22 protein-coding genes and 2 pseudogenes are annotated in these 12,763 nt (G+C 35.9%); 19 read left to right on the top strand and 5 right to left on the bottom strand.

All coding sequences use genetic code 11. The features are described from left to right. The 5 genes and pseudogenes from OS139_RS12955 to OS139_RS12935 all read right to left on the bottom strand — a co-directional run. Positions 1 to 208, bottom strand: a pseudogene (locus OS139_RS12955) (Arm DNA-binding domain-containing protein); the annotation flags it as partial. Between the two features lie 177 nt (positions 209 to 385). Beyond that, positions 386 to 1,294 carry a hypothetical protein gene (locus OS139_RS12950; protein WP_016252646.1) on the bottom strand — a complete coding sequence of 303 codons (909 nt, stop codon included), beginning with the start codon at positions 1,292 to 1,294 and terminating at the stop codon, positions 386 to 388. A gap of 122 nt (positions 1,295 to 1,416) precedes the next feature. Then, entirely contained in the window at positions 1,417 to 1,983 is a 567-nt protein-coding gene (locus OS139_RS12945) for a DUF5067 domain-containing protein (RefSeq protein WP_002330975.1), read from the bottom strand. A gap of 64 nt (positions 1,984 to 2,047) precedes the next feature. Beyond that, positions 2,048 to 2,476, bottom strand: coding sequence for an ImmA/IrrE family metallo-endopeptidase (locus tag OS139_RS12940; RefSeq protein WP_002334726.1), 429 nt, complete (start codon positions 2,474 to 2,476; stop codon positions 2,048 to 2,050). Positions 2,477 to 2,482: 6 nt separating this feature from the next. Beyond that, positions 2,483 to 2,854, bottom strand: coding sequence for a helix-turn-helix transcriptional regulator (locus OS139_RS12935; protein WP_002301565.1), 372 nt, complete (start codon positions 2,852 to 2,854; stop codon positions 2,483 to 2,485). Between the two features lie 154 nt (positions 2,855 to 3,008). On the opposite strand from OS139_RS12935, the gene OS139_RS12930 reads away from it, so the two are divergent. From OS139_RS12930 to OS139_RS12840, 19 genes and pseudogenes are all read left to right on the top strand, one after another. Next, entirely contained in the window at positions 3,009 to 3,242 is a 234-nt protein-coding gene (locus OS139_RS12930; RefSeq protein WP_002301566.1) for a helix-turn-helix transcriptional regulator, read from the top strand. Continuing rightward, a complete protein-coding gene (locus OS139_RS12925) occupies positions 3,239 to 3,391 on the top strand; it encodes a hypothetical protein (protein WP_002301569.1) in 153 nt (50 codons plus the stop codon). The genes OS139_RS12930 and OS139_RS12925 overlap by 4 nt, the downstream gene beginning before the upstream one ends. 63 nt (positions 3,392 to 3,454) lie before the next feature. Beyond that, positions 3,455 to 4,000 carry a hypothetical protein gene (locus OS139_RS12920; RefSeq protein ID WP_104846826.1) on the top strand — a complete coding sequence of 182 codons (546 nt, stop codon included), beginning with the start codon at positions 3,455 to 3,457 and terminating at the stop codon, positions 3,998 to 4,000. Further along, positions 3,997 to 4,284, top strand: coding sequence for a DNA-binding protein (locus tag OS139_RS12915; protein ID WP_172401384.1), 288 nt, complete (start codon positions 3,997 to 3,999; stop codon positions 4,282 to 4,284). Before OS139_RS12920 ends, OS139_RS12915 begins: the two co-directional genes overlap by 4 nt. After that, positions 4,281 to 4,466, top strand: a complete 186-nt coding sequence (locus OS139_RS12910) for a hypothetical protein (RefSeq protein WP_002309084.1) — start codon at positions 4,281 to 4,283, stop codon at positions 4,464 to 4,466. The genes OS139_RS12915 and OS139_RS12910 overlap by 4 nt, the downstream gene beginning before the upstream one ends. Before the next feature lie 136 nt (positions 4,467 to 4,602). After that, positions 4,603 to 5,544: a YqaJ viral recombinase family nuclease gene (locus OS139_RS12905; protein WP_325066987.1), complete on the top strand. Its 942-nt coding sequence runs from the start codon at positions 4,603 to 4,605 to the stop codon at positions 5,542 to 5,544. 1 nt (position 5,545) lies between these two features. Further along, the gene (locus OS139_RS12900; RefSeq protein ID WP_325066986.1) at positions 5,546 to 6,436 is read left to right on the top strand and encodes a recombinase RecT; all 891 of its coding nucleotides are present in this window, start codon (positions 5,546 to 5,548) and stop codon (positions 6,434 to 6,436) included. A 48-nt stretch (positions 6,437 to 6,484) separates the two neighbouring features. Further along, positions 6,485 to 7,378 (top strand): DnaD domain-containing protein, encoded by an 894-nt coding sequence (locus OS139_RS12895; RefSeq protein ID WP_104846829.1) that lies wholly within the window; start codon positions 6,485 to 6,487, stop codon positions 7,376 to 7,378. Then, a complete protein-coding gene (locus OS139_RS12890) occupies positions 7,371 to 7,730 on the top strand; it encodes a DUF1064 domain-containing protein (RefSeq protein WP_002324927.1) in 360 nt (119 codons plus the stop codon). Before OS139_RS12895 ends, OS139_RS12890 begins: the two co-directional genes overlap by 8 nt. Before the next feature lie 14 nt (positions 7,731 to 7,744). Next, on the top strand, positions 7,745 to 7,906 hold the full coding sequence (locus OS139_RS12885; RefSeq protein WP_104846830.1) for an antitoxin: 162 nt from the start codon (positions 7,745 to 7,747) through the stop codon (positions 7,904 to 7,906). 2 nt (positions 7,907 to 7,908) lie between these two features. Then, positions 7,909 to 8,208 (top strand): hypothetical protein, encoded by a 300-nt coding sequence (locus tag OS139_RS12880; protein ID WP_325066983.1) that lies wholly within the window; start codon positions 7,909 to 7,911, stop codon positions 8,206 to 8,208. Next, a pseudogene (locus OS139_RS12875) lies at positions 8,208 to 8,378 on the top strand (DUF1140 family protein); the annotation flags it as partial. The gene OS139_RS12880 and the pseudogene OS139_RS12875, both read left to right, overlap by 1 nt. 199 nt (positions 8,379 to 8,577) lie before the next feature. Next, positions 8,578 to 8,874 (top strand): hypothetical protein, encoded by a 297-nt coding sequence (locus OS139_RS12870; RefSeq protein WP_325066982.1) that lies wholly within the window; start codon positions 8,578 to 8,580, stop codon positions 8,872 to 8,874. Positions 8,875 to 8,944: 70 nt separating this feature from the next. Next, a complete protein-coding gene (locus OS139_RS12865) occupies positions 8,945 to 9,412 on the top strand; it encodes an ArpU family transcriptional regulator (protein WP_267642147.1) in 468 nt (155 codons plus the stop codon). 415 nt (positions 9,413 to 9,827) lie between these two features. Next, a complete protein-coding gene (locus OS139_RS12860; protein ID WP_325066981.1) occupies positions 9,828 to 10,364 on the top strand; it encodes a hypothetical protein in 537 nt (178 codons plus the stop codon). A 481-nt stretch (positions 10,365 to 10,845) separates the two neighbouring features. Continuing rightward, positions 10,846 to 11,034, top strand: coding sequence for a hypothetical protein (locus OS139_RS12855; RefSeq protein ID WP_016627820.1), 189 nt, complete (start codon positions 10,846 to 10,848; stop codon positions 11,032 to 11,034). Then, positions 11,024 to 11,284, top strand: a complete 261-nt coding sequence (locus tag OS139_RS12850; RefSeq protein ID WP_016627821.1) for a DUF6275 family protein — start codon at positions 11,024 to 11,026, stop codon at positions 11,282 to 11,284. Before OS139_RS12855 ends, OS139_RS12850 begins: the two co-directional genes overlap by 11 nt. 40 nt (positions 11,285 to 11,324) lie before the next feature. Next, the gene (locus OS139_RS12845; RefSeq protein ID WP_002347927.1) at positions 11,325 to 11,549 is read left to right on the top strand and encodes a hypothetical protein; all 225 of its coding nucleotides are present in this window, start codon (positions 11,325 to 11,327) and stop codon (positions 11,547 to 11,549) included. A 133-nt stretch (positions 11,550 to 11,682) separates the two neighbouring features. Further along, on the top strand, positions 11,683 to 12,537 hold the full coding sequence (locus tag OS139_RS12840) for a hypothetical protein (RefSeq protein WP_325066980.1): 855 nt from the start codon (positions 11,683 to 11,685) through the stop codon (positions 12,535 to 12,537). The last annotated feature ends 226 nt before the right edge of the window (positions 12,538 to 12,763 follow it).

The following is a 12,763-nucleotide window of genomic DNA, read 5'->3' as shown; positions in this document are numbered from 1 at the left end:
AAATCAAGGTATTGTTTTACTCGAGTATCCGTACCTAAAAAGTATTGTCCTGTTTCGTCAATATCTGATAAAACTTTTCGTAAAGCAGCTTCGGCCTCTGGTCGGGTGTCTCCGCCAACTTTCTCCACTTTTTTCTTGAGCCATCATCATTGATATCTTCAAAATAATAATACCAACGTTTTCCACGTTTTCTCACACCGCCATGCATAAAATCAGTCCTTTCATATTGCTATGTCATTAGTACGATAGTTAAATTCTTTTGGTACATATAGAGAGGGAATAGATGTAAAATCCGTATTTTCAATAGAATTATACGAACTTATGTTCTTTTGCGTTTAAAAAGAAAAGCCCGAAGGCTGATCTTAAACTATTACAATGCAACTAATTAGGGACGAGCGTATTGATTCCCTCGAGGGGCACGACTATACCCAGCATTATCAGCATCTATTTGAGTCATGTATTGATAATTATTTGGATTTGTAACACGAGAATAGTACTTTCCACTATCTGAACGAGCGAAAACCATACCATTTGCAGCGATAGACCACTGGCCATCAACAGTGTATGAATTATTTTGTTGTTCAGCTTGACGTTGAGCTTCAGCAGCTTGCTGTTCTTGAGCCTGACGCTGAGCTTCAGCAGCTTGTTGCTTTTGTCGTTCTGCTTCAGCTGCCTCATTAGATTTTATAGTTGAATCAACATTGACTAAGCGATTTAATAATTCTTGGTTTCCACCAGGTATAGATTGAATAGCTGATAATGCTGCATTGTAGTTATCTCTAGTTGGATTAGCTTCAGCTTGTTCCAGAATGGTTTTAGCTGTTGAAGTTTTTTGATTAATTTCTTCTTGGCGTTTTTTCTCAGCTTCTTTAGCTTTTTGTTCTTCTTGGCGTTTTTTCTCAGCTTCTTTAGCTTTTTGTTCTTCTTGGCGCTTTTTCTCAGCCTCTTTAGCTTTTTGTTCTTCTTGGTGCTTTTTTTCAGCCTCTTCTTTAGCTTTTTGTTCTTCGGCCTTTTTCTTTTTAGCTAATTCTTTAGCCTTTTTTTCATCTTTTTCTCGGCTTTCAGAAGAGACAGATACACTAGAAGATGAAGATTTAGCGTCTTTGTGTACATCTGCTTGTCCAGTTGTTGGTGGAGCAAGAGCCCCTCCGATTACCATAACTATAAAAGCTACTAGAATTCCAATACTAATCTTTTTCTTTGAACGTTTCTTCTTGGAGAAAAAAGAATATACTAAAAAACATACTCCAAATAGAAAACCAAAGAACCCAACTAAAATTAAAAACGTACTCATTTATTCCTCCTTGTTGAATATATCACTGGGTAAATCAAGTATTTACTCCCACTTGAAGGCAGGTAGTGATAGTCGCCCTTAATAAAGCCTTAACAAAAAGAAAGCCGGAAGGCCAACCTTTTTTAATTAGTAGGGATAGTTTTTTCAAAACTTCCATTATCCATAAAATCTTTCATGATAATAGGAGAACCTGGATAAATAATTTCTACACCAACAACTGCATCAACAGTAGCATCAGGCTTAACATCTGTATCGCCCATCTTTACAAGATCTGGTTTGTAGTCTTGAGGGAACAAGCCATTTGCTCCATTCAATAGTTCTTCGGTTTTATCTGTTTCCTGTATAGGTTTGATTGATGTAGCGAATGCCATCCAAGGACTTTGAGCTTTGTCAGATTTATTAGTATATTGAATTTCAATAGCTAATATTTTTTTATTTGGATCATATTGGCTAGATAATTCTTCAGTGTTTTTTATTACAATCTTTGATGAATCGTCTTCAAAAGTTGTATCACTTGTAGATTTTTCTTCAGTACTTGAATCCATAGAGTTGCTGCTCTCTAAAGTAACCATTGTAGAAGTATTAATAGTCGTTTTTTTAGGCACATCAGAGTTTGAATCGTTGTTACCACAAGCACCTAATGTGATACTAGAAAACAAGATTAATCCTAACCCAACTATTTTTTTCATATTTTCCTCCAAAAAATAAAATAATTTACTCCCACTTGAAGGCAGGTAGTGATAGTCGCCAATTTTAATTTAAAAATTTGTACACGTTTTCAGGTAGCCCATACAAATTTGTCAATTCCTCAACTTTTCTAGGGTATTGATCGTTGTCTTCTTTATAAAGAGAAACAATGAGATTAGCAGCAAAGCAATTCGCTTCGCTTTCTGATTTGCTTCTGGATGTTCGTGTGGATACATAATAGCTAGATAACCCACGATGAAAGATGGCGTGACCAAGTTCATGAGCACAAATATAAAATCTTTCCTCAGAATCCTTTAATTCATCATTCAGTAGGATGACAGCACGACCTAAAATCTCTTGGAATTGACCTTTAGGATCATCAATAAAAGGAACATATTCAATTTGAATGTCCATTTTTTCACAGATATAAAATGGATTAGCGGATTGATACTTCCGCTTTAGGTTCTCAACTAAATTGATAACATCCAATTCCATACCCAATCACTTCTCTTTGTCCTTGTCTTCTTTTTTGAATTTCCAAAACATGCCTGCTAAAACATCTCTGACTCTTTGAAGCTGTTCGGGTGTTAAAGTTTCGCCTCCATAAGCCATGTTAGCATTTGATTCAAGTAGTTTATCAAGTTCAATTATATCTTCTTTAGTCGCCCATTCTGGAGTTTTATGATTACTTAATAGATAGTCAGTACTAACGTTAAATAGATGAGCTAATTTAGTTAGTGCTTCTGAATTAGGTTCTGCACGACCTACTTCCCAACTTCCTATAGTTTGTTGGGACACGCTCATTTTTTTTGCTAGTTCTGCTTGGGTCCAGCCATGTTGCTTTCTTAACTCTTTGATTCGATCTTTTAACACAGCAAGTCCTCCTTTTAATAAAATTATATACTACAAAGCGTAGTCGGTACAACGAAATTTAGTTAATACAAAAAAAAGTAGTAATAATAGTTGACTTACTAAATTTTGTAGTATATTATAACTACATAAGGTAGTAAAAGAGAGGCGGAAATGTATGGAAAACAAAATGGGACAAATAAGATCTAGAAAAGGGATCTCTCAATCTCAACTAGCGTCTTTATTAAAAGTATCCCAAAAAACAATCAGTTCTTGGGAGGTAGGACGTACCTTGCCTAAGCCTTCCCAGATGCAACATCTAGAAGATATTTTTCATGTTCCTAAAGAAAAAATTTTTTTTATGGCTTTTAACTACAAAAATGAGTTAAAAACAAGGGGGACTTCCAAATGACACGACAAGAAAAAATAAACATCGTACTTGATGCTAGGCCTAGACTAGTCCACATCATCAAATGTGCAAATGATGATCAACTCGATCGTCTAGTTGAAGAAGTCCAAAAAGAGCTTGAACGTGAATTAGACGAAGCAGCTTTCGTTTGATTCTTTAAATTAATAGTATAAAAAAATTGCTCGTATTGATATACGGGCGAATAAGAATATGAGGTGTTTAAACTGTTAAAAAAATCAAGTGTTATTCGAGAATCGTTAGTCGAAGTAATTAATAAGAGTGGTGAGACCAAAAAGGAAATAGCAAGACAAATCAACGTCTCTCAACAGTCATTAAGCGATTGGACAACATTGCTTAATACGAAGCCCGTGACGTTGGAAAATGCTCAGGCGTTAACGGATCATTTTAGAGATTCAGATTTCACTCTTCAAGTGATTCATGAGTTCTTTGGTTTATTTAAATCAATAGATGGTGATGTTTATAGGAAAGATCCTTCATCATTAGACAAGTTGCAAATGATTGAATCAGATGAGCGGAAACAGAAGAAGCAAGAAGTAGAGAAAATTCTTCTTAAACAAGTAAATTACTTAACTGTTGATGATCGTCAACAAATCATTGCATATGCTTATGAATTTTTAGACGAGATCATGGTTGAGGTCACACTAATAAGTGCATTATGCGAAATACTTGGAATCGATATTCGCAAGCTTAGTGAGGAACGGCTGTCGTACTGGGTAGTACAAGGATATATGAAAGGATGATGGAAATGGAAACATTGGAAAATATTTTTCCAAAAAAAGTTGTCTTGAAACGCAACAATAAAAGAAACATTGAAAAATTAACATACTCAGTTACTGAAGCGGCATTAGCTATAACAACAAATCCTCAAAACGTAAAAGCTTTGATCGATATGGGGTACTTGGGTTGCTTAAAGATTGGAGAGATACGGATACCCAAAGCTGAAGTTAACCGTTTTTTAAACAATTATATGAACCAAGATTTGGCTAGTGAAATTGCTAAATATAGAGAGGAGAGAAAGAAATGAAAACTGTATTTAAAATGACTGTCAAGAGCGCTTTGCTTATGAGTCTAGTTGCAATCGTACTGGCAAGTATTAATCCAGCATATGCACTTATTTATTGGGGAACCTTAGTAGCGGTTACTGCTGTAAGAGAAAGTTTCAAAATGCCAACACAAAAAAGACCGACCAGCGACGGCAATCGCTAATCGGCAACATAACAAAATATCTTATCTGTATTTTAGCATGAAAGGAAGGCTAAAACAATGAACGATTTTGGACAAGCATTAGATCAGTATTTAACTACTCCTGAATGGGGCACGCCACATAAAGAGGAGGAAGACGATGAGTAAATCTACCTTAGAAATGAGCCATCAAGAATGGCTTGAAGACCGTAAGAAAGGCATCGGAGGTTCGGATGTTGGAACAATTTTAGGATTGAATAAATGGAAATCTCCTTATCAACTATGGTTAGAAAAAACAGGACAAATAGTACTTGAAGAATCAGGAAGTGAGCCCGCTTATTGGGGTAATGTTTTAGAAGAAGTGGTTGCTAAAGAGTTTCAAGAACGTACAGGTAAAAAGGTTTGCAGAAGAAACCAAGTCTTTGAACATCCATTGCATCCGTTTCTAAGAGCGAATATTGATCGTGATGTAGTGGGAGAAAATGCCATTCTGGAATGCAAAACAGCCAATCAATTTCTCGGCAAAGAGTGGGAAGGTGAAGAAGTACCACTCAGTTATCTCTGCCAAGTTCAACATTACATGAACGTTCTAAACAAAGACTATTGTTACATCGCTGTCTTAATCGGTGGTCAAAAATTTATCTGGAAGCGGATTGAACGAGATCAAGAGTTGATCGATACAATCACTGAACAATTAGTAGAGTTTTGGGAAACGAATGTTCTTGGAGGCATCGAGCCAGTTATTGACGGTAGTCAAGCGACAGCTGATTTCTTGAAAGAAAAGTATGCAGATGTTGAAGACGTTCAAACGGCGTTGCCAATTCGTTTTGATGAACTAGTTGAACAGAAAAACGAACTCAAACGGACTAAGAAAGAAATTGAATCGGCTATTCGACAGGTGGACAACGAGTTCATCAGTGAATTAGGTAAACGTGAAGCTAGTATCGGGGTCACTCAAAAAAACATCATCAGTTGGAAACTTGTCCGTACGAGACGTATAAGCTCGAAGAAACTAGCAGAGAAATATCCAGATGTCGCAAATGATGAAGAGATTTATAACGTTACTGAATCAAGAAGGCTAACCGAAAAGGAGATTAAATAATATGGCAACAAATGAATCGTTAAAAAATCAATTGGCAGCAAAGCCACAGAAACAAGTTGCACCAGGACAGTTAGGTCTTAAAGCTCTAATGAATACACCAACAATGAGAAAGAAATTTGAAGAAGTACTTCATGACAATGCTAATGCTTTTATGTCGAATGTTATGACTCTTGTATCTAATGACAGTTATCTTGCAGATAGTGAACCAATGTCTATCATGAGTGGTGCGTTAACTGCTGCAACATTAAATCTTGGGCTAGATAAGAATTTAGGTTATGCATATTTAGTTCCATTCAATAGTAAAAACAAGCAAACAGGAAAATGGGAAAAGAAAGCTCAATTTATGCTTGGCTATAAAGGATATATCCAATTAGCCCAACGATCAGGTAAATACAAAGCATTAAATGTGATTGAAGTTTACGAAGGAGAACTAAAAAGCTGGAACCGACTGACAGAAGAGTTTGAGTTTGATCCAAGTGGTAGAACGTCTGATGAAGTTATTGGATATGTTGGCTATTTCGAGTTACTAAATGGATTCAAAAAAACTGTCTATTGGACCAAACAAGAAATCGAAGCTCATCGGATTGCTAACAATAAAGATCGCGATAAGACAAAGTTAAGTGGTGTGTGGGCATCTGATTACAATGCAATGGCACGAAAAACTGTTTTGAGAAATCTTCTTTCTAAATGGGGAATCTTGTCCATCGAAATGCAAGAAGCCACCACATCGGATGAGAGAGTCCAAAGAGTTCAAGAAGACGGCAGCATTATTGCTGAAACAGAAGTTGAAGAAGATATTCCTGAAAGAAAAGAAGCAGAGGTTATTTCTGAAGAAAACGAAGATGTACAAACTGGATTATTTGATGCATCTAATCCGCCGTTAAACAAATAATGAGGGAGTTTTCTCCCTCAAATTACTAGAACGAAAGGAGGGACTCAATTGGATTACATCGGACAGCTTAATGCTTTTGACAATTGGCTTGAATATAACGAGCTTGGCGCTGGTCCCCAACTGCTTTGGTATAAGCTAATGGCTATAGCAAACAAAAGTGGATGGCAGAGCGAATTATCGATTGCCAATACAAGGCTACAAGCAATGACTAAAACGTCTGAAAAAACATTGATTAACAATCGTAATCAATTGATCCAAAACGGACTCCTTCAATATAAAAAGAGAGGTCGTACAAAAGCTGGAGTTTATATTCTTTCTGATCTAACTGGAAATTTTACAGTAAAAACTACAGTAGATAATACGGTAGAAAACTCCGCTACTGGAAATATTCCAGTAGATAGTAAAGTAAATCCGAAAGTAAATAGGGAAGTAAATACTTCAGTAGATTCTACAGTAAATCCTTCAGCTTATATAAACAATACAAAACAAAACAAGACAAATAAAGAAGATGATGATATAGGCGTGTATGAGTTCATCCAAAAAAACTGGGGGAAAGCACCTACTGGACTTTTGCAAGGAGCATTAGGACCGATGATTAAAACTTGGGGAGCAGATATGATTCTCTTTGCTTTTAAATTAGCTTTCGAAAACAACGTTGAGATGCCAGGATTGAAAAAATACGTTGAAGCGATATTAAATTCATGGAGTAATCAAGGAATTAAGACAATGGAATCAGCAGAAAAAGCCCAAGAAGCTTTTAAAAACAAGAAAAACCAAAACTATCTTCCTAAACGTCAAAACAATGTACGGCGTGAAAAGTTACCTGATTGGGTCAACAAACCTCAAGAAGAAAAGACGCTAGATCCTGATAAAAAAGCAGAATTAGAAGCCCGCTTTGCTGCTTATCAGGCTAAGAAGGAGGCGGTTCTTGAGAATGAATAAATATCGTAATCGAAAAACTATCCATCGAGGTATCAAGTTCGATTCTATCGCAGAAGCAGAGTACTACGATCTAGCCTTATGGCAAGCTGAAGCGAACGGCTGGAAAGTAAAACTTCAGGAACGATTTGAGCTGATGCCGAAATTTGAACTAGACGGAAAGAAGTATCGCAAGATCGAGTATATTCCCGACTTCACATTTTATAAAAACGGCAAACTTGTCAAAGTCGTAGATGTTAAAGGGATGCAGACAAAAGACTTTAAGATCAAGGCAAAGTTGTTCTGTCATCAATATCAAGTGCCGTTGATATTAGCTAAAAAATATCGGAATACGTTCAAGGAAGAGCGTTTTTAACGAGGTGGTCCATCATGACAACAGAAGAAGTGATTCAAATGCGTATTCGAAGCCTTCAACGGGAGATTGACGAACTGGAGCGGACAAAGGCAGTAATGGTCAATGAAACGGCGAGAAAGGCAATCGATTTGCACATAGAGAATTTAAGAAGGGAAATCCATCGATTGGAGGAATAAACGTGGATAAGAAAGCAGCAATGAAACGAATTGCTGAATTAACCAAGTCAGAATCTTGGCAAGAAGACAAAGAAATAGTTGCAGAAGTCCAAAAGCTCGGTAAATCAATGTGGACTGAAAAGCCCAAACGGAGAACGCCGAGAAAAATCGCAATCTGGCACGATGGCAGAATTCTGGTGACAGGAACAGCTCAAGAACTCTCTGAGGTTATTAACGTGGACAAAAAAACAATTTGGAGCAGAGTTAGACGTGGAAACGTTGATTCTAAAGGTCGTCAATTTAAATACTTGGAGGATAAATAATGGATCTCATTACACAATACAGTGACATCATCCTCAAAAAAATCATGATAAAGATTCAGAAAGATAAAAAAGCAAAAGAGCGAGCTGAGTTAGTTAAGTTGGAAATGGCTGAAACGGGTTCAGGAGTTCGAACATCAAGACATTGGAAAGCCGCTGCAAACATTGAATTTCGTTGAGTATCAAGGAAGAGGCGCGTTGATTATGCCTGACTGTAATAAAGAGATTAAGATATTTGATTCGAAATCAGATGCCGAGCGTACTGCTCAGACAATCGGTGGAACAGTGGAAGAGGTGGCGGAAGGATGAGCAAAGCGTTGAAATGGTTAGAAGCAGAATGAACAACATCCAACGAAACATGGAGGGGAAAGAATGAAACTAAAAGATGGATTTTACAAAAGCAGTAACGGAATCGGTGGATTAGTACTAGACATGCCAACGAAACGACCTAAGAAGCGTAAGAAACCAAAAGTCAAAGTTGGCGATATGGTTCGCTGTGAAGCAGAAGAGTTCGTTTATCCCTTCAGAGGATACGTGAAAAAGATACTGTCAAACTCAGCAATCATTCGTATCGAAAATACAATGAAGTGTGATCGTGCAACTGCAAGACACAAGCATTATTTAGCTGTTGCACAGTTGAAGGACATGGAAGTAATCGAGAGCAAATAAAAAGCCGGATTCCTCCGACTACGAATAATATTACTGACACAAGTATTATATCATAATTGGGGGAATCAGGATGGTACTTTTCGATGTAAAGAAATATGAGACACCAAGCACGAAAGATGTTGATATGGACCGCACAAAACATAATGTCGGTGTTTTTCTTTCAGCATATCTATCAGCTAGATGTAGAGTGGGACAGCCTCGTGAGCCAAAAGTGACAGTATCATACTCCTTGGTTCCACCATCTACAGCTAATCATGATTTTGAAGCCGAAAGAATGTTGATTGATAAAGAAGAAGCACAAGAAGAATTTGAGTATTTGCATAAATTGTTTATTAGAGGATACTCTGCTATACAGCATCCGCACAAACCCGATGTGACCGAACGACGAAAAAAAATATTTTATGATCGATACATCAATGGTCTGTCGATTTATGTAACTGCTCAAAGAAATAATACTAGTGAAGAATCTGTCAAACTAGAATCAAACAAGATTATCATCCAATTTGCTTCAGCATTAGAACTGGTTGCTTTTAAGTAGCCAGTTTTTACACTTTTTATACCCTTTTATTACCCATTTGGTTTCTTTTTTATGCCTTTTTTATACCAATCAATTACCTGTTCAATGATGTATTATGATAGTGTCGAAAGATTAGGAAATAGGATCGACAAAATAAAATGTAAGGAAGGAAATCTCCCTCATCGTTTAATTAAGCTTCGATAGACAGCAGTGGAAATATAAAGAATAAGGATGTGAATTTCAACTCCTTCTAAATTATTCTTATTATCTATCATCCGTTGCTGTTTATTGCTTTTTGATTTATTCACATGATTTATCGTAAAATATACAATGGGTGATAAATTTGAAAAACATAAAGTGGAAAGATGTAATAACGGTTAGTATATCAATTATTTCGGTACTCATAGCTCTGTATAATTGGAATGATTTAAGGAATATGAAAACAAACTATGGTAAATCAGTTAATGAAATACTAGTCAACTCTAACAGACTAGCAATACAAGACTTAGATGTTCTATATGCTACTATTGAATCATCGAAAAATAAACCTGTGACCAGAAGTAATCTCAATATAATATTAGATAGCCTAGAGAAAAACTATGAAAAATTAAATGAAATCAAGTTGACTGATATTTCGAGTAAAGAACGCCTAACTTACCAATCATTTAGTAACGATTTATTCTATGATCATAATGCATTAAAGACTGAAATCGATAATGTAATAGAGATGAACAATGAGATAGAAAAGAGAATGAGCGATACTGAAAAAACAAAATTAGATAAAACTAAAAATTACTATGATCAGTTGTTGATATCTGATGAATCCCGAGAAGGTCTATTAGAAATAATAAAAGAGATTAGAAAAGATGCTCTCTGGAATATAGATCAATTAAAAAATAAAAAATTTATTTCACTTAGGTCGTTGGAAAAAGCTGATAGTGAATTTGCAGAAAAATATAACTTAACTAAATAATTAAAAAGGTGGGTGAAGAGAAATGACGGCGTTAATAATTTCAATTTTTGCGCTCTGTCTTAATGTCTATATGATTGGATTTAAAAATGGGCAAAATAAAAAATAGTAGCAGCCAAGAATAATTTTATAGTGTCGCTGTGGCGAAAGTAGAGAGACGCAAAGGTGAAGGTAGGTTGCGTACGGCGCACTACTGGAACCTTGTACAAAACTAGAGCGGACTAGTGCATGAGTGGTGCAATCCCACTCCAGCGACTTTGGGTTTGCGGTACAAGATCCCGAAAGTAAAACCGCATTGAGATTGAGTAGCAGTGGAGGCAATCAGACCCATATACTATTCTATGGCTACTACAAGATGAATAGGCAATCTCAATTATATAGCATGCTAGAGCTATACCTCATGAGCTCCTCTGAGGCGTAGTTTTTACATATGAGATCACTCGGTGAGTGGTCTTTTTATTTTAAAAAGAGAGGATTTTGAAAAATGGAATTGATTGTATTTACTAATAACGGACAAACATATCATTTTTATGAAGTGGAGAATTTTAAGCCAACAACAACAGGATTTAGTTTTATTTATACTGGGAAGGCTACGGGAGTTAGTCGTTCAGCTACGTTTAACAATACATCAACAGCTGGTTATGCGCTTGCGGAGGTACAAAATGAATCATGAGAAGTTTATCGAAAAATGCAAGGCTATTGTGCGCGAAAGAATTGAAAATGAGATTGCAGACCCAAGTGGTGCAGTTCCTCAGTTTGATATATTCGTTGTATGGTCGTGTAAAACACTACAGAATAGCAAATCATTAGTTAGCGCTAGCTTAAAAGGAGCACCGTATTTTGAAATTACGTTGAACGGGGACAAAGGTGAAATCTATGTAGATACTTATCTCAAAAAATCAAATGAATGTATTAAAGTCTAGCACACGCTAGGCTTTTTCTTTACATAAAGGAGGCTGCATAATGAGAAACTACTGGTATATATCACTATCAAATAGATATCCGCAACCAAGCGAACAAGATTCGGTTCGGTCAGTTCAGTCAGTCCAAATCAAAAAGAAATACTCCATCATTGAAATGACCAGAGAAGCAACACCAAATGAGATCGATAAGTACAATCTTCGTTACTGTGGCCATGGATATTTTAGTGAGCAAAATATACAGACAAATATTGAGAGGTATTGTTAATAAAATTGAAAGGTGGTGTCAAAAAGATTAGAAATGAGGTAAATACTCTGGTGGTTGCCTTTTTGTTTATTCAATTCTCTCGCTTTTCCTGTTATTATATAGAAAATGTAATATTGAGAAGGAGAGATACTTAATGGCTAAAACTGAAGAAAATAAAAATTGCTTCATCATAACACCTATCGGCAATGATAATGGGCCGGAAAGAAGGTTTGCTGACGGCATTACGGATGCGGTTCTTCGTCCTGTTTTGGATGAGTTTGATTTAAAACCTGTGGCTGCTCATGATATTAGTGCTACTGGATCTATAAATGATCAAGTCATTCAACATATATATGAGGATAAACTTGCTATTTGTAACCTTACCGGTTTGAATCCCAATGTCATGTATGAACTTGGTGTAAGATTTACAATGAGAAAGCACACAATTCTTATTTGTGAAGAAGGAATAAGGCTGCCTTTTGATATTATTGCTGAACGAACTATTTTTTATAAAAATGATATAGCGGGAAGTGAGGAACTTAAAGAAAAACTTAGAAGAATGATTGAAGGAATCGATTATACTAAGGATCCAGAAAATCCAATTTTTAAAGTTTTAAAATTTGGTCAAGCTATGGGAAATATAGAAACTGATGATCCAAGTAATGCAATTCTTGAAAAGCTTCAGGAGCTAATTCAAAATAACTCGACTACTATTAATACAGGCAATAACTTGAATGTCCCGTACACCGCAATTCTTGAGAAGCTTGATGGAGATGGTTTCACAGAATCTGAATTTAGGACACTAGCTTTAAAAATTCAAAGTGTAAGTAGTAATAATGTTTACATTACGAATTCACAATGGACATCATCTCAAAAAGTTCTGGCTATAAATTTCTATTCTAATATACCATTTGAGAGTGCTATTGGGATAATTAACCAAATTATTTCTAATACCTTCCATAGTAAAGTGGAGTTGATGTTTTTAAATAATCTTTCTTTTAAGGGTTAAATTAGTATTGATAATTGTTTTGCAGTTTCCAATCGGAGGCTGCTTTTTATTTTGCATAAAGGAGATATGCATGTATCAATTAGACAAAGATAGGAAACGATTTGCAGAAACAAAAAGATTGTCATTTTGGAAAAGAAGAAAATGCGCTTATGATTATGTGTTCTTATACATACGAAATTGCGACAAAATATGGGGATGCATAAAATGTGGAAAAACGGAATGGCGC

Origin of the sequence: Enterococcus sp. E4-223, from assembly GCF_035727065.1 — a bacterium.
Lineage (GTDB): Bacteria > Bacillota > Bacilli > Lactobacillales > Enterococcaceae > Enterococcus_B > Enterococcus_B faecium.
Note: the sequence above shows the minus strand (reverse complement) of the source record. Positions and strands in the feature narration are given on the sequence as shown.

What these genes read in the sequence shown, in the direction of transcription:
- OS139_RS12950 (WP_016252646.1), bottom strand. Translation starts at nt 1,294, where the DNA reads ATGAGTACGTTTTTAATTTTAGTTGGGTTCTTTGGTTTTCTATTTGGA.
- OS139_RS12945 (WP_002330975.1), bottom strand. Translation starts at nt 1,983, where the DNA reads ATGAAAAAAATAGTTGGGTTAGGATTAATCTTGTTTTCTAGTATCACA.
- OS139_RS12940 (WP_002334726.1), bottom strand. Translation starts at nt 2,476, where the DNA reads ATGGAATTGGATGTTATCAATTTAGTTGAGAACCTAAAGCGGAAGTAT.
- OS139_RS12930 (WP_002301566.1), top strand. Translation starts at nt 3,009, where the DNA reads ATGGAAAACAAAATGGGACAAATAAGATCTAGAAAAGGGATCTCTCAA.
- OS139_RS12925 (WP_002301569.1), top strand. Translation starts at nt 3,239, where the DNA reads ATGACACGACAAGAAAAAATAAACATCGTACTTGATGCTAGGCCTAGA.
- OS139_RS12915 (WP_172401384.1), top strand. Translation starts at nt 3,997, where the DNA reads ATGATGGAAATGGAAACATTGGAAAATATTTTTCCAAAAAAAGTTGTC.
- OS139_RS12910 (WP_002309084.1), top strand. Translation starts at nt 4,281, where the DNA reads ATGAAAACTGTATTTAAAATGACTGTCAAGAGCGCTTTGCTTATGAGT.
- OS139_RS12905 (WP_325066987.1), top strand. Translation starts at nt 4,603, where the DNA reads ATGAGTAAATCTACCTTAGAAATGAGCCATCAAGAATGGCTTGAAGAC.
- OS139_RS12900 (WP_325066986.1), top strand. Translation starts at nt 5,546, where the DNA reads ATGGCAACAAATGAATCGTTAAAAAATCAATTGGCAGCAAAGCCACAG.
- OS139_RS12890 (WP_002324927.1), top strand. Translation starts at nt 7,371, where the DNA reads ATGAATAAATATCGTAATCGAAAAACTATCCATCGAGGTATCAAGTTC.
- OS139_RS12885 (WP_104846830.1), top strand. Translation starts at nt 7,745, where the DNA reads ATGACAACAGAAGAAGTGATTCAAATGCGTATTCGAAGCCTTCAACGG.
- OS139_RS12870 (WP_325066982.1), top strand. Translation starts at nt 8,578, where the DNA reads ATGAAACTAAAAGATGGATTTTACAAAAGCAGTAACGGAATCGGTGGA.
- OS139_RS12865 (WP_267642147.1), top strand. Translation starts at nt 8,945, where the DNA reads ATGGTACTTTTCGATGTAAAGAAATATGAGACACCAAGCACGAAAGAT.
- OS139_RS12860 (WP_325066981.1), top strand. Translation starts at nt 9,828, where the DNA reads ATGAAAACAAACTATGGTAAATCAGTTAATGAAATACTAGTCAACTCT.
- OS139_RS12855 (WP_016627820.1), top strand. Translation starts at nt 10,846, where the DNA reads ATGGAATTGATTGTATTTACTAATAACGGACAAACATATCATTTTTAT.
- OS139_RS12850 (WP_016627821.1), top strand. Translation starts at nt 11,024, where the DNA reads ATGAATCATGAGAAGTTTATCGAAAAATGCAAGGCTATTGTGCGCGAA.
- OS139_RS12845 (WP_002347927.1), top strand. Translation starts at nt 11,325, where the DNA reads ATGAGAAACTACTGGTATATATCACTATCAAATAGATATCCGCAACCA.
- OS139_RS12840 (WP_325066980.1), top strand. Translation starts at nt 11,683, where the DNA reads ATGGCTAAAACTGAAGAAAATAAAAATTGCTTCATCATAACACCTATC.